This window comes from Planococcus dechangensis (assembly GCF_042654465.1).
Taxonomy (GTDB): Bacteria; Bacillota; Bacilli; order Bacillales_A; family Planococcaceae; genus Planococcus; species Planococcus dechangensis.
The window spans coordinates 1,089,603-1,112,867 of sequence record NZ_JBHSGL010000005.1; the positions used below are offsets into that span (position 1 = coordinate 1,089,603).

At 40.1% G+C, this 23,265-nt stretch carries 19 protein-coding genes; 5 read left to right on the plus strand and 14 right to left on the minus strand.

Annotated features, from left to right (window positions below; all coding sequences use genetic code 11):
• Positions 1-4: 4 nt before the first annotated feature.
• From ACFO5U_RS08600 to ACFO5U_RS08645, 10 genes are all read right to left on the minus strand, one after another.
• The gene (locus ACFO5U_RS08600) at positions 5-1,231 is read right to left on the minus strand and encodes a glycosyltransferase family 4 protein (protein WP_377278432.1); all 1,227 of its coding nucleotides are present in this window, start codon (positions 1,229-1,231) and stop codon (positions 5-7) included.
• A complete protein-coding gene (locus ACFO5U_RS08605) occupies positions 1,231-3,309 on the minus strand; it encodes an alginate lyase family protein (RefSeq protein WP_377278434.1) in 2,079 nt (692 codons plus the stop codon). Before ACFO5U_RS08605 ends, ACFO5U_RS08600 begins: the two co-directional genes overlap by 1 nt.
• A complete protein-coding gene (locus ACFO5U_RS08610) occupies positions 3,299-5,425 on the minus strand; it encodes a bi-domain-containing oxidoreductase (RefSeq protein WP_377278435.1) in 2,127 nt (708 codons plus the stop codon). The genes ACFO5U_RS08605 and ACFO5U_RS08610 overlap by 11 nt, the downstream gene beginning before the upstream one ends.
• Positions 5,422-6,837, minus strand: a complete 1,416-nt coding sequence (locus tag ACFO5U_RS08615; protein WP_377278437.1) for a lipid II flippase MurJ — start codon at positions 6,835-6,837, stop codon at positions 5,422-5,424. The genes ACFO5U_RS08610 and ACFO5U_RS08615 overlap by 4 nt, the downstream gene beginning before the upstream one ends.
• The gene (locus ACFO5U_RS08620) at positions 6,837-7,352 is read right to left on the minus strand and encodes an acyltransferase (protein ID WP_377278438.1); all 516 of its coding nucleotides are present in this window, start codon (positions 7,350-7,352) and stop codon (positions 6,837-6,839) included. The genes ACFO5U_RS08615 and ACFO5U_RS08620 overlap by 1 nt, the downstream gene beginning before the upstream one ends.
• The gene (locus tag ACFO5U_RS08625) at positions 7,345-8,580 is read right to left on the minus strand and encodes an O-antigen ligase family protein (RefSeq protein WP_377278440.1); all 1,236 of its coding nucleotides are present in this window, start codon (positions 8,578-8,580) and stop codon (positions 7,345-7,347) included. The genes ACFO5U_RS08620 and ACFO5U_RS08625 overlap by 8 nt, the downstream gene beginning before the upstream one ends.
• Before the next feature lie 91 nt (positions 8,581-8,671).
• Positions 8,672-10,507 (minus strand): polysaccharide biosynthesis protein, encoded by a 1,836-nt coding sequence (locus ACFO5U_RS08630; RefSeq protein WP_377278441.1) that lies wholly within the window; start codon positions 10,505-10,507, stop codon positions 8,672-8,674.
• Positions 10,508-10,632: 125 nt separating this feature from the next.
• Positions 10,633-11,445 carry a tyrosine-protein phosphatase gene (locus ACFO5U_RS08635; protein WP_377278443.1) on the minus strand — a complete coding sequence of 271 codons (813 nt, stop codon included), beginning with the start codon at positions 11,443-11,445 and terminating at the stop codon, positions 10,633-10,635.
• A gap of 138 nt (positions 11,446-11,583) precedes the next feature.
• Complete coding sequence (locus tag ACFO5U_RS08640) at positions 11,584-12,288, minus strand: CpsD/CapB family tyrosine-protein kinase (RefSeq protein ID WP_377278444.1); 705 nt, start codon at positions 12,286-12,288, stop codon at positions 11,584-11,586.
• Positions 12,281-13,015, minus strand: coding sequence for a YveK family protein (locus ACFO5U_RS08645; RefSeq protein WP_377278446.1), 735 nt, complete (start codon positions 13,013-13,015; stop codon positions 12,281-12,283). Before ACFO5U_RS08645 ends, ACFO5U_RS08640 begins: the two co-directional genes overlap by 8 nt.
• Before the next feature lie 176 nt (positions 13,016-13,191).
• Here ACFO5U_RS08645 and ACFO5U_RS08650 point away from each other — a divergent pair, with 176 nt between their 5' ends.
• Both ACFO5U_RS08650 and ACFO5U_RS08655 read left to right on the plus strand, forming a co-directional pair.
• Positions 13,192-13,974: an SGNH/GDSL hydrolase family protein gene (locus ACFO5U_RS08650; RefSeq protein ID WP_377278448.1), complete on the plus strand. Its 783-nt coding sequence runs from the start codon at positions 13,192-13,194 to the stop codon at positions 13,972-13,974.
• Between the two features lie 12 nt (positions 13,975-13,986).
• Positions 13,987-14,907, plus strand: a complete 921-nt coding sequence (locus ACFO5U_RS08655) for an LCP family glycopolymer transferase (RefSeq protein ID WP_377278450.1) — start codon at positions 13,987-13,989, stop codon at positions 14,905-14,907.
• Positions 14,908-16,316: 1,409 nt separating this feature from the next.
• Here the strand turns inward: ACFO5U_RS08655 and ACFO5U_RS08660 are convergent.
• The 3 genes from ACFO5U_RS08660 to ACFO5U_RS08670 all read right to left on the minus strand — a co-directional run bounded on the left by ACFO5U_RS08660 (position 16,317) and on the right by ACFO5U_RS08670 (position 18,962).
• Entirely contained in the window at positions 16,317-16,511 is a 195-nt protein-coding gene (locus ACFO5U_RS08660) for a hypothetical protein (RefSeq protein ID WP_377278452.1), read from the minus strand.
• Between the two features lie 189 nt (positions 16,512-16,700).
• Complete coding sequence (locus ACFO5U_RS08665) at positions 16,701-17,855, minus strand: glycosyltransferase (protein WP_377278454.1); 1,155 nt, start codon at positions 17,853-17,855, stop codon at positions 16,701-16,703.
• 33 nt (positions 17,856-17,888) lie between these two features.
• Positions 17,889-18,962 carry a dTDP-glucose 4,6-dehydratase gene (locus ACFO5U_RS08670; protein WP_377278455.1) on the minus strand — a complete coding sequence of 358 codons (1,074 nt, stop codon included), beginning with the start codon at positions 18,960-18,962 and terminating at the stop codon, positions 17,889-17,891.
• Positions 18,963-19,300: 338 nt separating this feature from the next.
• Between ACFO5U_RS08670 and ACFO5U_RS08675 the strand changes: the two genes are divergently transcribed.
• The 3 genes from ACFO5U_RS08675 to ACFO5U_RS08685 all read left to right on the plus strand — a co-directional run bounded on the left by ACFO5U_RS08675 (position 19,301) and on the right by ACFO5U_RS08685 (position 21,128).
• A complete protein-coding gene (locus ACFO5U_RS08675) occupies positions 19,301-19,582 on the plus strand; it encodes a hypothetical protein (protein ID WP_377278457.1) in 282 nt (93 codons plus the stop codon).
• A gap of 240 nt (positions 19,583-19,822) precedes the next feature.
• Positions 19,823-20,788, plus strand: coding sequence for an excalibur calcium-binding domain-containing protein (locus tag ACFO5U_RS08680; protein ID WP_377278459.1), 966 nt, complete (start codon positions 19,823-19,825; stop codon positions 20,786-20,788).
• Between the two features lie 184 nt (positions 20,789-20,972).
• Complete coding sequence (locus ACFO5U_RS08685; RefSeq protein ID WP_377278460.1) at positions 20,973-21,128, plus strand: hypothetical protein; 156 nt, start codon at positions 20,973-20,975, stop codon at positions 21,126-21,128.
• A gap of 56 nt (positions 21,129-21,184) precedes the next feature.
• Here the strand turns inward: ACFO5U_RS08685 and ACFO5U_RS08690 are convergent, their stop codons facing one another.
• Complete coding sequence (locus tag ACFO5U_RS08690; protein ID WP_377278461.1) at positions 21,185-23,191, minus strand: bifunctional 2',3'-cyclic-nucleotide 2'-phosphodiesterase/3'-nucleotidase; 2,007 nt, start codon at positions 23,189-23,191, stop codon at positions 21,185-21,187.
• Positions 23,192-23,265: the final 74 nt, after the last annotated feature.

The window sequence follows — 23,265 nt, forward strand, 5'->3', positions numbered from 1 at the left end:
AAATTCATTTCACTTCTTCGAGTACTTTAATATATTGTTTTGCTAATGATTCACGACTAAAGTTTTGAGTAACGAAATTAAACCCATTTTCTCCCAATTCTTTAGAATGTAAACTATCATTTTTTAGCTTAAGTACTTTTTCTGCAAACTCTTGTGGATTTTCCGGATCAACGTAAAATCCAGATTTACTTTCTTCTATTAGCTCTCTTGCAACTCCATCAATACCTAATAATATGGGTTTTGCACAAGACATATAATCAAAAACTTTATTAGGATATACTGTTTTAAAAGTATCTACTTTTTTAAGAACTGCAGTACATATATCAGAAGCATTACAAAAATCAGGGATTTTCGATTTTGGCTGTGAGTCAATAAACTTTATATTTTTAAGATTTCTTTCTTCCGCTTCTTGCATTAATGCTTTCTTTTGCATTCCATCACCAATAAGTAAAATCACTATATCTTCATGCGAAGCTAATTCTTCGCTTAGGTTTAATAACGACTCTAAGTGATTGGCTACACCATGCGCACCCATATAGGTAATGACGAACTTTCCATTTAATCCATATTTATCTCGAACCCAATTCTCTCTAGTTCCAGGTTCAAATATATCCAAATCTGCACCATTCGGAATAAACGAAATTTTCTCAGGTTTAATTCCTTTTTTCGAAATCAGAGTCTGACGAAAAGCAGGAGTTAGTACATTAATCTTATCAGCAAATCGATAGGATACTTTTTCTACAATATAAGCAATCTTGATAATTAACTTATTTGTCAACACACCTGTGTCTATTGCTGATTCTGGCCATAAATCTCTTACTTCGAAAACCATCGGTGTTCTTTTGAAAATCTTAGTCAAAACTCCTGTAATTCCAACAAAGAGAGGTGGTGATGTAACAATTAAAACATCATGCTTTTCCACTTTAAACATTATTGCGTAAAGAGATGAAAACGTAAAAGAAAAATATCCCCATAATCTTCCTAGAAAAGATCTGTTATAGGATTCTGACACATAAGTTCTAACAACTTGAACGTTTGGAGAATATTTTTCCCTTACTACGAACTTCCCTTTGTATTTTTCCTCTTTCTCTCCCGTAATATAATGTACAGTACCCGCAACTACAGTCATTTGATGACCTTGTTGTTCCCAATACTTTACAAATTGGTTGAACCGCGACCCTCCAGGATCGTTCTTACCTAAAAAGTATTGATGTAATACAAGAATTTTCATTACCACAGCTCCCTATCTACGAAGATAGTTTTTTCGCCAATAGGCTTTAAAACAATAGTTTTATTTCCAATCTCAATTGTCGATTCGCTACTATTTGTTACTTCTTTTTTCTTATTTTTTTGTAGAATAGTAATATAACGGGTTGACTCGCTTACAGTGGAGTTTGCTATTAGCTGTGGCATAGGCCTCTTATGTCCATAGTATAAAGACTGCCAACCTGCAATCGGATTTTCACTCCCACATTCTAACAAAAAGCTTTTAGTTTGCTGATTAAGGCTATACATAGTCCATTCATGTCCATCAGGTAATCTTAAAAGTAATTCACCATGAGAAGTTTCTTGCACATTTTCTATGCCAAATAACCAACTTAAGGAAACATTCGTCTCTCTATCAATACCTATCACATCATCTATAATGATTAACGTGTCTTTTGCTTGAATTAATCCTCTTCGATGTGTTATATCACCATAACCATAATGCTCTCCTTCAAAAAGCGAATAGAGGTCTGTTTGCTGGAAACTAAGCATTTTTGACTTTGTCCAATTTAACCAAATAAATCTCGATGCTTTTTTCATTTGATCTTTACCGTTTATCATCAAAGTATTATGAGAAGCAGTACCGTTAAAATATAATGATTCTTTTAAGCTAGTGTTATATGAGAACGTTCCCGCATCTGCAAGGATATTATATTCCCCATCCCAGAAATCTACATGAAGCATATCCGCTTGAACTGGTCGATGTTTATAACTAGCACAGCGTACCATAGCGAATTGCTTCTGATTGCGCAACACACCATACCCACCTTTAGTGAAAAACGCAGATTTTTTAGTGGGATTGTTTAACTCAATTGTTGTCTGCAAGCCAAGCCACAATGCAATTTCATCAACGTCATTTTCTTCATATAATCTTTCACCTGTTACTGTGAGCCAAGCAGCCTGCAGAGCAGGGCGATGATCCAAATATTCTTTAGACGTTAGAGGATGAATGTATGCTCCATCATTCATTCCATAGTTAGGCACTCTCCCTGTCGAAGGTTCCTGAAACTGATACATAAACTCTATAGTTTTTTTAAATTTAGCAACAAAACTTGGACTGCAATTATCATTATTGAGTTGAGCTAACTTTAAGAACCAAGTTAAATCTTGAATCGCTAATCGTTGATAGTTGAAAGAGTGTTGAATATAAGAACCATCCGGGTAAATTTGCCAATTCGCCTCAGATTGAATAAATTTATGTCCCTTTAATCTCCATTGCGCTGAAGAATTTAAGAATTGAAAAATCACTCCGGCTGTGTACATTCCAGCAGCCTCTGAGAGAGAGTGATTATTTTTCACAGATTTCAAAGCAAAATCGAAATGTTTTTCCACATGATTAGCGTGGTGATGTATTGCTTTTGTTAGAAGTTCAAGACGTTCCTCTGTAGTTTGTGGAGAATCTATAAATATATTTAATCCAAAGGTCCAAGCCATAATTCTCAAAGACATCTCTTGACCACATTTATAGTTCGCACCAAGTTCTGGCGGGTTATGTTCGATAAAATCCTCAAACATTTCCCAATAAGCGATTGCATATTTTTCATCTTTAGTAATTGCATAAGCTCGAGACAAGGGATATACAAATGAGAATCTTGATAATTCCCATATCCATTTAATGTCCCCAAAGTCACTTGATAAATCTCCAATTTCTGTCCAGTGCATGTCGTTAGGGGAAAATTTCTTAGTAAATGGACTATAGTGCCACTCCAAACTATCAAGTTTCACTATGTGCTTTGAAAAGTAAACAAATTTATTTTTTAAAATGTCATCCGCAAGTTTTATCGACTCTTCTAATCTCAATTCACTTCTCATTCGATGTAGTTTATCAAAATCCGGCGAAAAAAAAGAATTTACTAAGCTACTTTTAATTAGCTCTTTTAAGGTGTTAGGCCGATCCATTATATTTGAGAGATCCACGTCTTCATATAAAAACGACTGATAATTTTTCTTTAATAGACCGAGCTTTTTTTCTATTTCATACTTTGTACGATACAATGTCCAAGAAAGACCCATATTCTTTACAATTTCTATCTTATTTTTCAATTTCTTTTCCTCGCAATTGATCTATAACATCAAAAGTCGCTTCTGTTACTTCATATATTTCATTTAAAGGAATTGGAGAAGTTCCATTTTCAACCCCTTCAATAAACCTCTTTATACCTTCCGCGTGTCCTTTGTCTTGACTACGAGTTTTGAGCTTACTGAAATCTTTCCAACCATACCCTGTTAATGATTTAAAATTATCCAATGATAATACTTTACCACTAGTAAATACTTCTATTCGTTCTTTTGGATAAGACTTATTGCCATTTGCTAAATATTGGATATTCGCTATCGATCCATCTTTAAATGCTATATTAATTAATACATTTTCTTCAAGCTGTTCTTCACCTGGAACATTCATTTTTATTGATTGGACTTTAGCAATTTCAGAATCTGCTATGTGTCTAGCAAGATCTATAAAATGACATCCTTCACCAATAATACGGCCTCCACCAATTTCTATATCCTGAGTCCAGTGATCTGTAGGAATTGATCCTGCATTAACTGTTATTATGATTGCCTTTGGTTGGTGAATTGTAGAAAGTAGCTGTTTCATCTTTACCACATGCGGTGAGAATCTTCTATTAAAACCTACCATTAGTAGTTTTTCATGAGGAATCTGCTTAATCTCATCAAGCTCTTCACGATTAAGGCACAATGGCTTCTCAACAAATACATGTTTATTATTTATAAGACTTTTTTTAACTAATTCCGCATGAGTGTCATGACGAGTTGTAATTAAAATTGTATTAATTTCATTATCATCAATAACATGGTTTACATCAGTTGAGGCTCTTAAAAATCCAAATTTTTGACCTACATTCACTCCACTGATTCCACCATTACTCACTATTGTATGTTTTAAAACTTCCAATTTTTGCATAGCCGGCAATAATGTTTGGTTAGTATAATTTCCTGCTCCAATTATACCTATCGACGGTTTACTATTAGCTTCAATAATCTTAGTCTTTAAATTGATAGTTCTTTCACTATTTAAGTTATAGTTTTTAGGTTCATATTTCAACATAATACCAATGGCTGAGCGGTCAACGCTTAACGTTTGATATGCCTTAACTGCATCTTGGAATTTAAAAGTATGCGTGATTAAAGAGGTAACATCCAATTTCCCTTCTTTAATCATATCCAAAACTGCTTCGAAATTCCTTTGCTCTGTCCATCGAACAAACCCTAATGGATAATCATTACCCTTCACTTCATAATTTGAATCGTATCTACCAGGACCGTAAGAACAAGAAACTTGGAAAGACAATTCCTTCTCATAGAATTCTGTTCGATTTAATTCGAGACCCGTTACACCAACTAAAATAATACGGCCTCTTTTTCTGCTCATTTGAGCTGCTTGAGAAATTGGATCATTACTTTTAGTTGAAGCTGTCACAATAACTCCATCTGCCCCACGCCCATTAGTTTGTGACATAACATAGTCTACAATACTAGTTCCGTTTCCAACATTTATTGCATCTACTCCATAACTCTTAGCTAAATCCACTTTTTGTTGATCAAAATCCGAAGCAATAACTTTACAGCCATGTGCTCTAAGTAATTGAACTGTTATAAGCCCAATTAACCCTAATCCAGTAACGACAATAGTTTCTCCTAAAGTGGGCTTGGAAAGCCTAATACCCTGTAAACCAATAGAGGAAATAACTGTAAAAGCAGCTGCTTCAAATGAAACAGAGTCCGGAATTTTCGCACAAAGATTTGATGACACAGATACTACTTCTGCATGAGGACCATTTGATATTACTCGATCTCCTACTTTAAAGTACGTTACATTTTTTCCAACTGCTATGACAGTTCCGGCATTACTATAACCCAAAGTTATTGGTTGTTCTAATTTACTTTGTACAGCATTAATTGTCGGTTTTAAGCCATCTGTTTTCACCTTATCCATTACTTGTTTAACTTTCTCAGGCTGTTGTTTAGCTTTTTGAATATAATTGGAATTCCCAAATTCAACTAACATTCTTTCGGTGCCAGCTGACACTACACCATTCTCCACTTTAATCAATAGATTATTTGGAGCCAAGTTTGGCAAGGGAGCCTCTGCCAACGTTGTTTCTCCATTTTTTAAACTTTGTTGAATATAATTCATTTCCAACTTCCTTTCAAAGATAGTAATGTCCTATTTCTTAAGATCAATTGACTGAATATATAAACTAAAAATATAAGAATTGAGATTAAAATAAATGAAAGCAAACCAGTTACTTCGTTTTCCAAAAGTATGCCACTTAAACCTAGCAGAAAAGAACCTAATAAAATTTTTAGCTGATCAAAATTAAATAAAGGAGTTTTCAATTTACGGTAGCAATACATTAAACCAAATAGTATTGACAAGGGAATGCTAATTACAGAATATTCTAAAACCTTATTACTTATAATTATTATATTCAAAACTATATGCGTGATTATAATCAAGCTAGTTGTTTTATAAATCACACTCCATTTTTTTTCGACATATAAAAATCTCAAAAAAATAGTTAAAATCGAAACTGGAACTATCAGTAAACTCAAAATCTGCAATTGACTCGAAGTGATATTAGTACTTTGTTCGTCAAACTCTCCACGCTCAAATAGAATTGAAACTATTTCGCTAGAATAAATAAAAAAGAATACTGAAATAGGGACCATTAATAATAGTATAGTATTTAGAGTTTTTCTGAAGTAAAATTGAAATTCAATCTGATCCTTTATTTTTATTAGTGTAGGAAATAATCCTGTTAATACAGCAAAGAGAAATATTGAAATTGGCAAATTCATTATTTTGTATGCATAATTCAAAGCAGATATGATTCCATCAGTATTAGTTCGACTCAATATTATTTTTTGAACTGATAATAAAATTTCAATCAACCCAAATCCTAGAATCATAGACATTACTGGGTGAATAAATTCATTCTCTTTTAAACTTACTATACGTACTTGATGAAAATATTGTTTTTTATTAATAATGATCAGTAAAAATATGATTTGCACTACTAACCCTAAAGCGAGTGAGATTATTAAAATAAATGAATGTAGTACATAAAATGATATAAACAAAATACATATGTTTATTATTACTTGAAGAAATGAGCTTATAGATCCGATTTTAAACTCATTATAAGCTTGAAGATAATAAACGAGACTAACTTGCATAAAATATAGAAAAGTAATTAATATAGTCATTAGGGGATAGTAAAAATTCGTTGTTTCTATACTAAATGTTGAAAAATAACCTAGCGAAATTAAAAGTGTCGCTAATCCTACAAGAAAATATACGTCTTTTCTTTGTAAAGAAATCAATTTTTTTTCTGTCGATATTAAAGATATTATTAATAGCCCCAATGCTGGTCCTATACTATTTAACATAATGTTAGGAATAATTAACATTATATTGTAATGATCAACTTCGCTATTGGTTCCATAAAAGTATGAAATTTGAATTTCTTTAAAAAAATTTAGTATCCTTATAATAAAGGTAGAAAATAAAAGTATTAAAATATAATGGACTATTTTATTCTTCATTATTCTCTTACCTTAATACTTTTTGCAGGTACTCCCCCAACAATGTGAAAAGGTGGGACATTTTTAGTGACAACTGATCCTGCAGCTATAATAGCTCCTTCTCCAACTCTAACACCAGGAAGAATAACGCAATTAGCCCCTATCCAAACATCTTTTTCAATATGTACCTTTTTATATGTGTGACCACTTCCAAAAATTCTTCCTTTTCCCTTTGGTATGTTATGGTTTGCTGTTAATATTTTTGTACCGTATCCTATAAGCGTTCTATCTCCTATTTCTACTCCTCCACTTGTCGTTATAAGTACCCCTTTTGCAAAGTCAACATCATCTCCAACCACCATGTTCATAGGTGGCATTATCCAGACTCCACTGTAAAATACAGGATTTTTTCCAATCTTATTTTTTAATAGAACTAATATGAGCTTCTTAAAACTGTTAAAAATCCGGTACCTAGGTAGTAGAAATATAATTTCCATTGAACTTTCAACTGTAACAACAAGTATTCTTTTAAACATTATGTATTTTCCCCTTTCCCTTTACTACTTCCATATAATAAAAATAAATTCCACTCCAAAAAAACCAGTAATGAATTGCAGGATTAGTGTTTGTTAAAGGGACATTAACATTTAAATCTACTAACAGGGTAGTTATCATTATCAAACTAAATATTCTTAAAGTATGATTGTTGTATTTGAAAGAATCTTTAAACATTTTTAAGCTAAAAACTACAAGAACTGTTAGTATCATTAGTGGAAAGAACCCACTAAGCGTAAGGAATTCAAAGTATTGATTATGAGCAGAAATATTATCTATATCATTTAAATAAGAGCCGAATAGAAAATTTGAAGTTCCCATCTCTTTAAGTATATTTATCCATAAGTCTGTCCTACCATTAAGATCTTGTACTTTTTCAACTTCTCCTATTCTTCCTAAAACTTCTTTATTACTTGAAATAAACTCAAACAAGAACGGCATAGCTAACGCCGGAAACAATGCCAAATATTTGAATTTTATATTTGAAACAAAAATTAAATAAAAGACTGACATTACTACAAAGGAAACCATTGCACCTCTTACTTGTAGAGTAAATATATAAAATAAGAAAACTAGAAAAAGAATAATTGTCCAACTTCCAAATCTTTTAATCAAATATGGAAGTCCACAAAAGAAGATTAAAGTTACTAAATAAGGAAAGTAAACTCTACTTTGATAAATTCCTGCTCCTAAAATCGACGGATACATAGCTCCTGATAGCGGGTTAACTCCAAACATAACTATTGAAGTAACGCTTTGGATAAATATAATCACTACAAAAAATAATGTTAAATAACCAAAGAATTGTGGAGGAGAAATTCTCTTTATCGAAAAAAGATACACAGAAATCACAATTCCTACTCCGCCAGTTAAAAACTGCACCAATTTAATTAGGCCTCTATAGTTACCTGAAAATAAAGAGCCAATAGCTACTAACAAAATAAAATACACTACAAAAATAATAAATATCTTTATAATTGGATTTTCTAGAATGTCCTTGTTTATTCTATGAGTCTTTAAAGTCTTTACTAATATATTAAAAAATAACAAAATTCCAATAAAAAAAACTAAAGGCAATACAAATCCGGTCTTGCCTAAATGTAAACCTGTCACACTTACTTCGGCAATAAAAATTCCTGAAGTAGTTATATAGAGTGGAAGAAACATTATTGGTAGTATGCTAACATATTTCTTTGTATTTTTTTGCATTTATAACCCGCTTTTCCCATATAATCTATTTGAGTACTATATATAAAATTTCTAAAAATACTGCTTTGAAAATATTGAATTATCATTAAAATCATTTAACACTTAATTTCATATCGATTTGTTTTACATTTTTACGATTAGCTAAGCTTATAAGCAACTCTTTCGCTTCATATTTATCCATGGATGGTAATTTTTCTATAACAAATTTTATTTCAAGTTCAGGAATAGCATTTGCTTTTCCGATGAAGATTTTCGGAAAAACTTGTTTATCTTGGATTTCATCAGAATCGAGTAATTCCTCATACATTTTCTCACCAGGACGGATTCCAGAGAATTTAATTTTGATATCCTCTTCAGAGTAACCAGATAGACGAATGAGGTTTTTTGCTAGGTCGACAATTCTTACTGGTTCTCCCATATCTAAAACAAAAACTTCACCACCACGAGCCAATGTTCCAGCTTGAATTACTAGTCTGGAAGCTTCCGGAATCGTCATAAAATATCGGGTCATGTCCGGATGAGTAACAGTGACTGGACCACCTGCTGCGATTTGTTTCTTGAAAAGCGGAATCACTGATCCACGAGACCCAAGCACGTTGCCGAACCTTACTGCCACAAAAGTTGTTTCACTTCTTTTCGCCAAGTTTTGAACAATCATCTCCGCAAAACGCTTCGAAGCTCCCATCACATTCGGTGGATTTACCGCTTTATCAGTCGATACCATCACAAAGTTTTTCACTCCGGCCATATGAGATGCTTCAGCTACATTTTTTGTACCATAAATATTATTCTTCACAGCTTCCATTGGATTTCCTTCCATTAAAGGAACATGCTTATGGGCTGCAGCGTGATAAACGACATCTGGTTTATACTCACTCATAATCGCCATAATGCGTTCGCGGTCTTGAATATCGGCAATTAACGGAACGATTTCTGTATCATTAGCAATTGCTTTGCGAAGCTCCATATCAATTAAGTAGATTGAGTTTTCACCATGTCCAAGCAATAGAAGTTTTTCAGGTCCGAAACGTGCAATCTGCCGACAAATTTCAGATCCAATTGATCCGCCAGCTCCCGTTACAAGAATTGTCCTTCCTGTTAATTGTTCGGCAATTTTATTCATATCCAATTTCACTTCTTCACGCCCGAGAAGATCTTCAATTTTTACATCTTGGATATCGGTGACAGATACTTTACCTGTCATGATGTCTTCGATAAGCGGAATTGTCTGAGTCTTGATACCAGTGTCCATGCAACGTTTAATCAATGTCGCTGAATCTGACTTACTTAGAGAAGGAATAGCTATGATGATGCGCTCAATGCCGTTGTCTTTTGCAATTTCACTAATGTTCTTGGTTTCGCTTTCTGCGACTCTTATATTGTAAATATCAAGGCCATGCTTGTTCTTATCGTCGTCGACGTACAAGACCGGCAGAAGGCCGTTTTCAGGGTTGTTGAGAAGTTGCCTGGCGACGAGTGTGCCGGCTTTTCCAGCACCTACAATCATCGTGCGTTTCTGCTCTTCTCTTTTTGGTTTGAACTGGTTGTCTCGCAAAACTCTCCATGATAGGCGGGATCCCCCGATTAACAGCACGTGTAACATCCATGTGATGGCAAGTGCGCGGATGAGAACATCGCCACGGTAGAGATACTGAACGAGTGCAATAGCGAGGATAGATAATGTTACGGCTTTGACGATGGAAGAAAGCTCGCCGATCGAGGCGTATTCCCATACTTTCCGATACAAGCCGTAATACATAGCGAACGCATGGTGAGCGATGAAAATCGTCAATGCGCTCGCGAGGAGGAATTGATTTTGAAAAATATCAACATAAGGATAAAGAAGGAAGTAACCGACGAATATCGAGAAGAAAACAATCAATGAGTCGACAGTAATAAGTAAAGTCATTCTGTTTTTTAGTGACATGCACGTCCACCCTTTCACGAGGCACTACTATTTTCACAAGTGCTGGAAATCTGTTGCTAATACTAACATGTAGTTACCAGTAAAGATAGGCTATAAATGTAAAATTCATACTAAATCATTAGTATTTATGCAAAGATATTCCACCATTTACTTTTATCTATGTCTTGGGGCTCAAGAACGTATAAGTCCTGGTCCAAGATAATACGGTCGTTATTTTCCAGTAAAATATCTATTATCTGATGGCGTTTCTTCTTTTCTAGCACATCAAGACCTGCATTAAAATGAAATGGTCGTACGTCTACATTATGCACATCTGACCCATATACATGAATCATATTGGCATCAATTAGCTGTAGCGCCGTCTTTTGGATACTTTTGCCGAAGCTGCCGGCGACTGACCCAGCCGTCACTTGCGCCATCGCTCCGTGTATCAATAGTTTTTTCAAACGTTCTGGTTTTTGGATAATGCCTTGGTTACGTTCTGCATGTGCGATGATCGGGATATAGCCGTTGGTGATCATTTGCTGGATGACTGGCACCGAATATGCTGGAATTCCTGAAGAAGGCAGTTCCAATAACACATAGCGTGATTCAGCTAAAGTTAAGGCTTCACCATTAGCAAGACGTTCAGGAAGTTTATCCGATAAACGGCATTCTTGTCCGCTGTAAATCTCTAAAGGAAGTTTTGCTTCCTTTACATAGTCCTTAACCGTTTTTAACTGCATACGAAGAGCCGCCACGTCCGTCCGGAAATTCGGATGATGACCGTGCGGTGTTGCGATGATTCCTGTCAATTGTTCATCTACTGCCATATCCAGTAAACGCTTGGTGTGTTCCATTGTTTCTGCCCCATCATCTAGACCAGGCAAAATGTGTGCGTGCGTATCGATCATGTTCGTTCCCTCCTGTTGCTTCAGCAATCGCTTCTCAGGTCCCATGACATTATCTCTTTAGAGTTCTCTTTATGTATCGGATCTTACGTCCGTCTATTGCCAAATATATTTAGTCAAAAATCTGTTTATTGTAAATATTGGATGTTCCATTTAAAAGAAAAAGCAAAAGGGCATAGCGCCCTTTTACTCAGCGGCATTGCCGTAGTATTGGTAATAATAGCTGTCTTTCGGCAATTCGAAATTATTCAATACTGCGCCGATCAATTTGCTATTAGACGCTTCGATTGCTTCTTTCGCTTTTGATGCCATTTCTTTTTCGGTGCTGCCAGAACTAACGACTAAAATCGCACCGTCGCATTTATTCGCCAATACTTGTCCATCCGTTACAGATAATACTGGCGGCGCGTCGAAGATAACGACATCATAGCGCTGCTTCAAATCCGAGATGAGCATTGTCATTGCATTGGATGCCAAAAGTTCTGCCGGGTTCGGCGGAATTGGTCCACACGTCATCAAATCAAGACGCTCGATCGTCGTTGGACGAATCGCATCTTCGACAGACGCTTGGCGTGTTAGTACGTTGGATAGTCCGATTGTATTCGGCATATGGAATGTGTAATGAGTCGTCGGTTTGCGCATATCACCGTCTACCAATAAGACCTTCTTGCCTTCTTGTGCAAAAACGGTCGCAAGGTTGGCTGATGTTGTCGACTTGCCTTCACCTGGTGCAGCAGAAGTCACAACTATCGAACGCAAATCAACATCAGGAGATGCAAAGTTGACGTTTGTACGCAAGGTACGGAATTGCTCAGACACAACCGAGCGGGGTGTCGTATGCGTAATGACTTTCCTTGCTGTTGCTTGTAAGTTCTGTTTTTTCTTACCCATTCAATTCCGCCGCCTTTCTTCTATTGCTTGTTGTGGCTTCTAGCTTCGCTTCTTCTTTAATTGGCGAGATGACACCGAGCAATGGCACTCCAAGAATATCCTCAATGTCTTGCTCTGTTTTCATCGATGTATCGAGGTATTCACGCAAGAATGCGATACCGACACCTAGCATCAAACCGACGACAGCAGCGATCGCCATATTCAGGATCGGGTTTGGCTCTACAGGACTTGGGTTTTCTTTCAATACTGCAGGAGACAAAATCGACACGTTATTGACGTTCATCAATTCTTGAATCTCGCTTTCAAATACTTCAGCCGTCGTGTTAGCGATGGCGACTGCTTGCGCTGGGTCTTCATCACGTACAGTGACGTTAACAACTTGTGAGTTTTCGGCTGTATTGACCGTAATTTTTTGGTTTAATTGCTCAGAGTTGATCTCCAAGTTTAATTGTTCAATAACTTGGTCGAGGATTGCCGGGCTTTTAATGATGACCGAGTACGTGTTGATAAGCTGTAAGTCGGCCTGAATGTTTTGGTTTACCATCTGATTTGTTTCGGTTTGTTCTTGGTTGACCAAAATCTGCGTTGAGTTCTCATAGATTGGCGTAAGGAACATGAACGATACCGCTCCTGCAATTGTAATGGCCAGAATCGTCGTTAATGCGATAATCCCAAGGTTCTTTTTCAAGGTCTTGAATAAGTCCTGTAAGCTGATAGTTTCTTCCATGCAGTAAAAGGCTCCTTTTATTTCATATTAATAAATGACAGATTTAAACAACATAAGAAAGTATATCACAGGAATATACCATTTGGACTTCCAATTTTAAAAAGTTATATAGGAACAAGGAAGGATTTGTGCTATCTTTAATTTATATAAATGGCTTTTTTTGAAAGGAGTAAAGTATGAACTTGTATAAATTAGGAGGCATTATCGCCGCCCTTACTTGTGTTGGAATCCTTGTATTTTCTTACTTATCCTGGCAGGACAAACTGCAACAAGCTGCCGAAGCAAGCGCCAAACCCGAAACCACAGAAACAGAAACTGAAACCACCCAAACCGAATCAAACGTTGACGAATTTGTGAACAATCGTGAACAACTTGCCAATATGGACGAACAAGTCCAGCAATTATTCCTTCAAAAAAATTCTGATGGTCAAGCTGTCCAAATGCTCATTGCCGGATCTGCTGCACTCGAGTCCGGGGAGCCCGGATATGCAGACCGTTTGAAAACTGAACTTGAAGAAGCTTATGGTGAACTTGTCGATGTCACGATTGAAACAGTCACCGGCACATCCGACGCTCTCAAATCCGTCGACTTAGAAACCGATTACGATTTGGTTCTTCTAGAGCCGATGACACTGATGAACAACGACCGCATCTCGATCGAAGACGAACGCGAAGATGTCCGCGACTTTACTGCCCGCCTTCAAGAAACGAACACCGATGCCATCGTCATCTTACATCCGCCACAGCCGATTTTCGGCGCCGGCTATTATTTGGCACAAGTGCAAGCACTCGGCCAATTCGCAACACTATATGGCTATCCATACATCAATCACTGGGAAGCATGGCCCGCTACGGACGATCAGGCTCTTTTGGAACATTTAACCGAAGACGCCGTCCCAAATAGCAAGGGCGCAGAAGCTTGGGCATCCGAACTGATCGAATACTTTATCGCGAACTAATGGGGGATTATTATGAAAAAAAAGAGAAAATGGCCCAAGTATTTATTAATTGGATTTTTGCTTTTACTCGTTGTAGGCGGCATCTATGCTTATAGCGTTTACTCGGATTTCACGAAAGCTATCGACACGATGCATGAACCTGTCGAACGCGAAACGCCTTCCGTTGAAAGAACGGACATTGTGAATTTCGAAGAACAGGATCCATTCTCTGTATTGCTGCTAGGTGTTGATGAGCGTGAAGACGATCGTGGGCGTTCGGACACGATGGTCGTTATGACCGTCAACCCGGAGCTTGACTCTTCAAAAATGGTTTCCATCCCGCGTGATACGTATACCGAAATTATCGGCCGCGGCACAATGGACAAAATCAACCACGCATACGCATTTGGCGGCATCGAAATGTCGATGGATACCACCGAAAACTTGCTTGATATTCCAATTGATTACGTCGTTCAAGTGAATATGGAAGGCTTCGAAGACATCGTCGATGCAGTGGACGGCGTTACCGTCAATAACACACTCGCGTTCGACAACTTCCCAGAAGGCGAAATCGAATTGAACGGCGAACAAGCTCTCGATTACGTCCAAATGCGCAAGCAAGACCCGCGTGGTGACTTTGGTCGCCAAGACCGCCAAAAGCAAGTGATCCAGGGCGTTATGAGAAAAGGGGCGTCCATTAACAGCCTATGGAACTACAAAGACATCTTTGACGCACTCGGCCAAAATGTCCGCACGAATATGACATTCGATGAAATGGTGGATGTTCAGCGCAATTATCAAAGCGCCGTCACTAACGTTGAGCAAATGATCGTTGAAGACGGCACCGGCGAAACAATCAACGGCATCTGGTATTACATGATGAACGACGCTGAACTTGCTGAAATCACTGCTACATTGAAAGAACATTTAGAGCTAGAAGAAGCACAGGAATAACAAAAACAGCTGCACCAATGCCTTTACCAGGCTGGTGCAGCTGTTTTTTTAGCTTATTGCGCTCAGGGGCATTATATATTACTGATTTGCTATTTGCAGATTTAGTTAGTTTAGCGAGCTCTTCTTTCATAAGCTAGGCGTTAGTAGAGTCACAGCCGCCCTTTGGGGTTGAGCTTTCGCAGTGAGCCAATGAATTGGCGAAAGGAAGTTGAGCCGATTCATTTGCGACGCATTTACGTAGCAGATGTGGGAGCAAGGTTTTTCATAGAATGCTTGAATGTAATTTCTCACTCACTGCTTCACTTCACCCTTGGCGCGGAACTGCTTAGTTATTTTATTGGCGTGGGATAGTGAGATGGGATCTCTCTATTGTTTTCATATGACTATATCTACACTTATTTGGTCGAGTCATTTGATTAAGTCACTTGCTACACTGGAGAAATGTTACCTATAACACCTGATATTCTTTAGTATTTTACAACGAAATGTATCTTCATTATTAATATCCACTATAAAAATAGAGATGCAGTGAAAAGCCGCGACTCCGGAGGGATCAGGACGAGCTGAAGACCCTGCAGGAGCGACAGCGACGAAGCGGCTGAAGCCGGCCCCCTCTGGCAGCTGAAAGCGCGACGTCCTGTCGCGTCAGCTGCATGACCTGCATCCTACAGGCCCAAAGCGTCCACCTGCAGCGACATCTCAACCACCTTTCAACACTACAAAAACTAAGAGATGTAGCGGAAGCTGCTGACTCCTGTGGGTATAGCGGGTTTGAGAGACCCCGCAAGAGCCTGAATTTGGCGACGAGGAGGCTCGATTCCCGCCCCACGGAAAGCAGCTGCTGCAGCGAAATCTCCACTGCATCCGTTTCTACTAACTACTTAATCTTATTTTGAAGCAAAAAATAGCCACCCTCAAAGGGCGGCCATCAATTCATCGGTATTCAGCACTTTTTTTTAATGAGTTCGAACTTATCCACCTGCAATCCCAACTGCTGCACAAAATGGACAAACGCACGGCGCGGAATTCCTAGCTTTTTCGCTCCTACTGACGGTCCCAGATCCTTCTGAACATACACATCATACATAATGCTCTCGATTGCTTGCTTATGCTCTTTCTCTAATTGCTTCTATACTAGCTCTTAGTCTGTCATGTCCCCGGACACTCCTTCTGCAAATTCCGTACCTATCGTTCGCTTATATAAGAATACGTCCATTATATCTTATTTAAGTACATTTAACTATTCATTATTGAGTATTTTTACCCAGTTTGAATTTAAAAAGTTAAATATCTCCTATAAAAGGACTTTGGACCCTGGTGTAATCGCCTTTACCTTTCACTTTATGTGTCGTTCACTAAGATTACGACATGAAAAAGCCACCGAAACTAGTATCGGCGGCTTCGTATAACTATAGGCGTTGGAGTTTTTCTTTCTTTAAATCGCACTCGTGGACAAAGTGCATGAACACTTGCCTCGGAATGCCGAGTGCTTGAGCACCAGTAGCGGGTCCCTGATCTTCGTCGATGTATACTTTGCGGATAATCTGTTCGATCGGCGCCCCGTGTTCGTTTTCTAAGCGGCGTTGGTAGTCAGCACAATCCATTCTGCTCCACCTGCTTTCTGCTCGATTCAGGAATGACTCAAGTCCCTTCCCGTTTCTTGTTAAGCTCAGTGTACAGCATTTCTTTTTCAAAATCTAGACCAAATGATACAAGCAATTTGTAATATTATCTTTTTCTTCCTGTATACCCTGGTCCGAAGCGAATCTAAAATAAAATATTCAATTATTCAGTTATTTAGTGAATGCACCGTTGTTCAGTTTACTTTCCGCCAACTGCAAAAAGTCCCACATCACTCGGTCGATTTCGAACTTACGCGCCTTTTGCTTGCAGCGCTCTGCCGCTTTCCGGTAGACGTTCTCTGAAACAAGCAAGTTTTTCACCAATTCGCCGATTTCATACGTCTCTGCCGATTCCCAAAACGATTCACCGATTTCATGCGGAGGCAATTGATAGAAATAGCCTTCCGATAATGCATCGGCATCGTTCGTTCGGGAGGTGATTCCCGGAATACCGCCGCCGCACGCTTGAATCATAATGGCACCGGAGCCGATAAAACAGAAGCTATCGGCCAATACATCTTTGATTACGCCGCTCCTCGGCATTGGGTGAATAAAGATATGATCTTTTGCTTCGGATTCGTTGATGCTTTTCAATAGCCGCGCTTCGTCTGGGCCTTCACCGAAAATATGATAGGTAAATGCCGGGTCGATTTGGACCAATTCTTCCATCAATTCGATCACTTGCGCGTAATGCATTGAAAACTGCTGGATGGCACCGACCGATACAATGCGTCGGGAATGCGGGCTGCCAAGCTGCAAGTCTTCAGGGCCTTGTTCGATCGGCGGCGGCATGAACTGCTCCGGCATCTCGGCAGACAATGCGCGCGCCGTGTAGCGCCTGACGGTCGGGTTCATGAACACCAGCTTGTGATGAAAGTTTTTGTCGAACGCTCGGATGGCGCGGACCATTTTTCGATTGCGCTCGAGTTTATAGGTCTCCGGCTGATAGACACCGGACAAGCGTACATGCGCCGGGATGGCATATGACAGCAATAATCCCGACGGACTGAATGAATAAACCAAATCGTATTTCTCCGCTCGCATGAGTTGGTTCAAAACCGATAAATCGACCGGCGGTTCTTTTCCGTTATCGCGGACGATGACCTTGAGGCCGTCGATTTGCTGCAGGTGGCGCAGCATCGGCCCGCCGTTGCTGTACAAATAGATGGTCACGCTATAGCCATTCGTTGCCAGCCAGCGCGCCATGCGCACAATCAGCGCTTCGATGCCGCCCGCTTTCATATGCTTGTGCACAAGGGCGATTTTGCGGATGCGCCCTTGTGGTATTGGTTTTGAAGTTTCGTCAAATTGCTCAAATGGAATCATAGGACACCTCGTGGCACTTGTCATTTGTATTCTTTACACGACTTCCCATAGTCGATTTTTGGAAAGTGTCCAATCAATCGTCTGGGCGAGCCCTTTTTCGAAAGCGGTTTGCACTTCAAAATCCAGTTCGCGCTTTAATTTTTCCGTAGATACTGCAAACCGATGCGGCACTTTAGTTCCATTTGCTGGTTCGACAAAGCGGATTTGCTCATTAAAACTAGTATTACCCGGGAAATGAAGGTCTAATGCTGTACAGATCGAGACGACGATGTCGAGCGTCTTCAGTGACTGCTCGCCTCCTGCCAAGTATGTATGGCCCGCGTCACCTAAATGGAATACTGTATCCACTGCGCGCCAGAAATCCTCTACAAACAGCCAGTCGTGGACGTCTTGTCCGTTTCCGTAAACCGGAATGATGCCGCCAGACAGCGCTTTTCGCAAAACAATCGGAATCAGTTTATCCGCTTGCTGGTGAGGTCCGTAGACATTGGACGCTTGCAGTACGAGCGCATCCATGCCATAGCTTTCATGGAAGTTTTTCACCATCAATTCGGAACTCGCTTTACTCGATGCATACGGATTGATAGGACTACGCTTGGTGTTTTCATCGGCCCAGCCTTCATCTCGCGGCCCATATACTTGGTCTGTGGAAATATGTAAAAAGCGTGAGCCCGCGTATTGAGGCTTTGTTTCGAATGGTCCGTTCATCCATTGCTTGCGCGCCGCTTCCAACACGTGAAACGTGCCGAGCACATTGGTCTCTGCAAAAACCCCTGGATTTTCCATTGATTCCCCAACATGCGTTTTCGCCGCAAAATGCACGACCTGGCTAATGGCGTAATGGCTGAAAATCGCTTCGACCGCATCGTTATTGCGGATGTCCACCTGATGAAACGCATAGCGATCGCAAGCATAGAGCGGCCGGATCAGTTCCGGGACCGGTTCTGCTTGCACATCAATCGATACCACTCGATACGCTGGATACTTGTTCAAAAGTTCATGGATATAATGCGAGCCCAAAAAACCATGGCCTCCCGTTACTAAGATCGTTGTCATGTCCGAACGCTCCTTTCTGCCTGCCGTCTCGAACCCTGTAACTGTTCTCATACTGCCCCACCTCTTCTGCCATTTTCTGTAGTGTAGCGGCATGAAGTTAAAAACAAGTTAAAACTTATATTTAAAATAATGGTTTTAGTATACATAATTTTTAGGTAATATGGAACAAATTATTAAAAATAAATATGACTTTAGTTATAACTATTGTAAGATATTATCCATTTTTATGGACATTCTAGTAAGAAACCTTGATAAATCTTTAATTTTTGCTTTTGAATGTTATTCCATTTTAATTTTGTAGTGGAATCTAGATAGGAAGGACGAGGTGTCTTTTCTTATAGAAGGAAGCCGGAAATGAGTATGTTATCGTAAAGAATCAGAAAGGAGCCGTGAAGCGTATCGATATTCCAATCATCATGTTCATCATGCTAGCGGTCATGCCGCTCATCATGGGCGCATTGACCGCTATCATTTTCATCAACTTGTACCGCAAAAACAAGCGCACTGCTAACTTCTTTGGCGTAGTCGCTTTGTTCAGTGTTACTTATCAGTTATACATTTTGTTCGGCTTGTCGCTGTCACTTGGCACAATAGCTCTTGTCGTTTATTTGTTCTTCGGCTTTGCAGCTTATCGGAGGCTGAAAGTGAAGCCTGTAATAGGCGAGAATTAAAGTGGATCCTGCAGAACCAAATTTAAAATAAGTAGAACTTTTAGTGCTTTATTCTTTGTTTTGTTGACAATACATACGAAGTTTTTAGAATCCTGAAAATAATAGCGAATTGTCTCCAAATACTAAACTTCTTAATTTAACTAATTTTAGTTTTATAGTTTCAACCTTATTTGTAAAATTTTTGATACTATTGATAAAGCAAAGAAAATTAAAGTATTTTACACTAGGAGGGAAAGTAGGATGTTGTTTCTACAAATCATTTCTGTACTGTTAATGTTGGCGTTTGCCGCTGTAACATTCATTCTTTTTATAAATCTTATATACAGCTATTTCAAATTTAAGGACCATGGCAAGACGGTTAAAAACTTAAAGTACTTCGGGGGTTCATTTGCGCTTTTTCTTGTGTTTACGGCCTTAGGAGTTTCGAGCATGACTGGGAACAGCTTTTCGGAAGTGATCTTCAGCTCCCTATTAATTCTTAGTATTTTGTGTATTCCACTCCTCATCCTTTGGCTGACATTTGTATTTTTCAAGTATAAAAACCCCGCCAAAACAAAGCGTGCTGCCATTTTTTTAGGTTCAGCTATCGCCTTGTTCGCTCTGTCATTGCCTTTTAGTTCGAGTGAAGAATCAGAGGTAGCAAGTCCAGCCCAAGCCGAAGCTGCTAGCACAGAAGAAGCTGACGAGGAAGCTAAACTCCAAGAACAACAAGAAGCTCTTGCCGAAGAAGAACGACAAGCCACTGAAGAAGCTGAAAAGCAAAAGGCAACCGAAGAAAAAGAAGAGGCACGCATAGCTGCTGAAAAAGAGGCTGAAGAAAAAGAAAAAGCCGAAGCAGCTGCTATTAAGAAAGCAGAAGCAGAGAAGGTTGCTGCTGAGAAAAAGGCACAAGAGAAAGCTGAAGCCGAAAGAGTTGCCGAAGAAAAAGCCGCTGCTGAAAAACTTGCTAACGAAAAAGCGGCCGCTGAGAAGGCTGCTCAAGAGAAAATTGCAGCTGAAAATGCCGCTCAAGAGAAAGCGATTGCCGAGAAAGCTGCTGCCGATAAGGCTGCACAAGAAAAAGTTGCCGCTCAATCCGCTCCAACTGAACACTTTCAAAATTGCACTGAACTCACAAAAGTTTATCCAAACGGCGTACCAAGCACTCACCCCGCATACCAATCAAAAATGGATCGAGACAACGATAACTTTGCTTGCGAAAGATAATAACAATTTAAGCCGGCATTTTCACTCCGGCTTTCTTTTTGCTAATTTTGAGGCGGTTCAAGAAAATCAACATTCATACTATTTGATAATTTGTACTCATCCATAGAATCCTTTAATTCCATGAGAAAAAGGGTAACCATAATTATCTAATTGAAGAGCTTTCACTCGATAGGGGGACGTCAATATGCCAAGCATCAATAAAGTTCGCAGCATTTTATACACCATCGCGAGAGTTCTCGGTGATATCCAAGCAGTGCGTACAGGTAGAATCGGCCAACGCATTTTGCGCCGCGGTGCAGGAAGGATCACCAATAAAGGCTTGAACAAATTATTTAAGTGAGTTTTATGTACATAGAAAAGCAGGCCCGAGAAATTCTCGGGCCTGCTTTTTGCATGTTATTGGATCGTGTAACCGTATTTCGCGAAGCCGTTTTGCGTGACTTCGATGTATTGGATGGCCGGCTCGCGTTCAGCGAGGCTGCGTGCGGCGTTCGATGTTTCAAACACCAGGTTCGGATTGCCTTCTACTGCGGCGAACTGCCAATTGCCGTCAGCGGACGGGTCGATTGTGCCGAGTTCCAAAATATAGTCTTGGATCGCTTGGCGGTTCTCGTAGGCAAAGTCGATCGATTCGCTCGCATTGCGAACGCCTGGGAAGTTGCCGCTCGCCCGGTAATTGTTCGTGACGACTAGGAACTCCTGATTCGGGTCAATCGCTGCGCCTTCATACTGCAAGTTCTCGATGCGCTCGGCATCGGCATTGACGACATTGCCGGAACCATTGTATTTCGCTGCTTCTGTAATATCGATGTCGTACGTCAAGCCGTCAATGATGTCGAAGTTATATGTCCGAAATTCTTCATTGATAAATGACTGTTCAGCTGTTGCATTCGGGTCGATTTGTTTGAACTGGCCGGCTGACATCTCGAGCCACTCTTTCACGTCAGCACCCGTCATCTTCAAGACAAAGACGGTGTTATCAAAGACATACAGATCGGCGACATTCTTAATGGCGATTTCGCCGGTTTGGATATTCGTGTAGTAATCGCCGCCGTTGCGGCCGCCTGCTTTAAATGGTGCGGCTGCGGACAATAATGGCAAGTCCGCATATTCCGTTCCTGCAAATTGCTGCTCCGCGTACCAAAGCTGCGCATTGTTGACGATCTGCACGGATGGATCATCTTGAACGAGCGAGAAATAGCTGGTGATCGGTGCCGTCGTTTCGCCCACTGGGCTGCGGATGTATTCCACTGTGCCTTCATGGGCTTCTTTTACTGCGTCCATCACTTGCTGAGCGACGACGTCATTACTGGAGTCGATTTCACGCACTTCTGCTCCTTCGTCGACGATGCGCCAGTTTTTGCCTTTCGGTTCCAAAGTCAAATCAATGACGCCTAGATGGCTGCCGAATTTACCCGGCATGACGACCGGTGTGCCATTGATTGTGCCTTGTTCCTGATCGACGTTCGGCAAGTCGCTGAACGCCCCTGGGAATACGTCATGGTTATGGCCTGTGATGATGGCATCGACGCCATCTAGTTGTGTCAGCTGATACGTGATGTCGTCTTCACCGACTGTGTGCACTTCATCACCCATTCCGGAGTGAGCCAGAACGACGACGACATCCGCTCCTGCTTGTTCGACTTCTGGCAGGAATTTCTCGACTGTCTCAAACGCATCTTCAGCGACGACTTCGCCTTCGAGATGCGCGCGGTCCCATTTCATGATGCCTGGTGCCACGACACCGATCACGCCGACTTGAATCGTGTGCTCTTTGCCTCTACGGTCAACGACTTGCTTGTCGATGATCGTATACGGCGTATAGCGGTTGTCGCCCGTTTCGGCGTCATAGACGTTGGCGTTGAGTACCGGGAATGGGGCTTCTTCTAATGCGTTATCCAAGTATTCGAGACCGAAGTTGAATTCGTGGTTGCCAAGCGTCGTGGCGTCGAAGTCGAGCGACTCGAGTGCCGCGAATGCCGGGTGCAACTCGTTGTCTTCAAGCGGGTCAACGTGGACTTTATAGCTGCCGAACGGCGTGCCTTGGATCAAATCGCCGTTATCGAACAATAACGAGTTCGGGTTGTCTTCGCGCGCTTCTTCAATCAAGACGCCAGTTTTGGCGAGTGATTGAGAGTTGGTCACTTTGTCCTGGTAATAATCGTAATTGACGAAGTTTGTATGTAAATCCGAGGTACCTAAGATCTGCAGTTCCACTTGCTTGAGCTTGCCTTTTTTGCCGCTGTTTTTCCAGTCGTAGATTTTTTCCGGAATGCTTTGACCTTTGCCATTACCCTTTGCATTCGGGTTCTGGTCCGCTGCGGCAAGTGCCGGTGCGCCTGCTGTCAAACTGCTGAGCGCCAGCACGGAAGCTGCAAGCGTCATGGATAGTTTCTTGCTCATCTGTCCATCTCCTCTTTGTTCTATTTGGTGAAGCATACCTATTATACTGCTTCGGCACCCGAAAGAGAATGCGT

Bases quoted from the DNA above. Each gene is read 5' to 3' on its own strand.
- ACFO5U_RS08600 (WP_377278432.1), bottom strand. From the start codon at position 1,231: ATGAAAATTCTTGTATTACATCAATACTTTTTAGGTAAGAACGATCCT.
- ACFO5U_RS08610 (WP_377278435.1), bottom strand. From the start codon at position 5,425: ATGAATTATATTCAACAAAGTTTAAAAAATGGAGAAACAACGTTGGCA.
- ACFO5U_RS08615 (WP_377278437.1), bottom strand. From the start codon at position 6,837: ATGAAGAATAAAATAGTCCATTATATTTTAATACTTTTATTTTCTACC.
- ACFO5U_RS08620 (WP_377278438.1), bottom strand. From the start codon at position 7,352: ATGTTTAAAAGAATACTTGTTGTTACAGTTGAAAGTTCAATGGAAATT.
- ACFO5U_RS08625 (WP_377278440.1), bottom strand. From the start codon at position 8,580: ATGCAAAAAAATACAAAGAAATATGTTAGCATACTACCAATAATGTTT.
- ACFO5U_RS08630 (WP_377278441.1), bottom strand. From the start codon at position 10,507: ATGTCACTAAAAAACAGAATGACTTTACTTATTACTGTCGACTCATTG.
- ACFO5U_RS08635 (WP_377278443.1), bottom strand. From the start codon at position 11,445: ATGGGACCTGAGAAGCGATTGCTGAAGCAACAGGAGGGAACGAACATG.
- ACFO5U_RS08640 (WP_377278444.1), bottom strand. From the start codon at position 12,288: ATGGGTAAGAAAAAACAGAACTTACAAGCAACAGCAAGGAAAGTCATT.
- ACFO5U_RS08645 (WP_377278446.1), bottom strand. From the start codon at position 13,015: ATGGAAGAAACTATCAGCTTACAGGACTTATTCAAGACCTTGAAAAAG.
- ACFO5U_RS08650 (WP_377278448.1), top strand. From the start codon at position 13,192: ATGAACTTGTATAAATTAGGAGGCATTATCGCCGCCCTTACTTGTGTT.
- ACFO5U_RS08655 (WP_377278450.1), top strand. From the start codon at position 13,987: ATGAAAAAAAAGAGAAAATGGCCCAAGTATTTATTAATTGGATTTTTG.
- ACFO5U_RS08660 (WP_377278452.1), bottom strand. From the start codon at position 16,511: ATGGATTGTGCTGACTACCAACGCCGCTTAGAAAACGAACACGGGGCG.
- ACFO5U_RS08665 (WP_377278454.1), bottom strand. From the start codon at position 17,855: ATGATTCCATTTGAGCAATTTGACGAAACTTCAAAACCAATACCACAA.
- ACFO5U_RS08670 (WP_377278455.1), bottom strand. From the start codon at position 18,962: ATGAGAACAGTTACAGGGTTCGAGACGGCAGGCAGAAAGGAGCGTTCG.
- ACFO5U_RS08680 (WP_377278459.1), top strand. From the start codon at position 19,823: ATGTTGTTTCTACAAATCATTTCTGTACTGTTAATGTTGGCGTTTGCC.
- ACFO5U_RS08685 (WP_377278460.1), top strand. From the start codon at position 20,973: ATGCCAAGCATCAATAAAGTTCGCAGCATTTTATACACCATCGCGAGA.
- ACFO5U_RS08690 (WP_377278461.1), bottom strand. From the start codon at position 23,191: ATGAGCAAGAAACTATCCATGACGCTTGCAGCTTCCGTGCTGGCGCTC.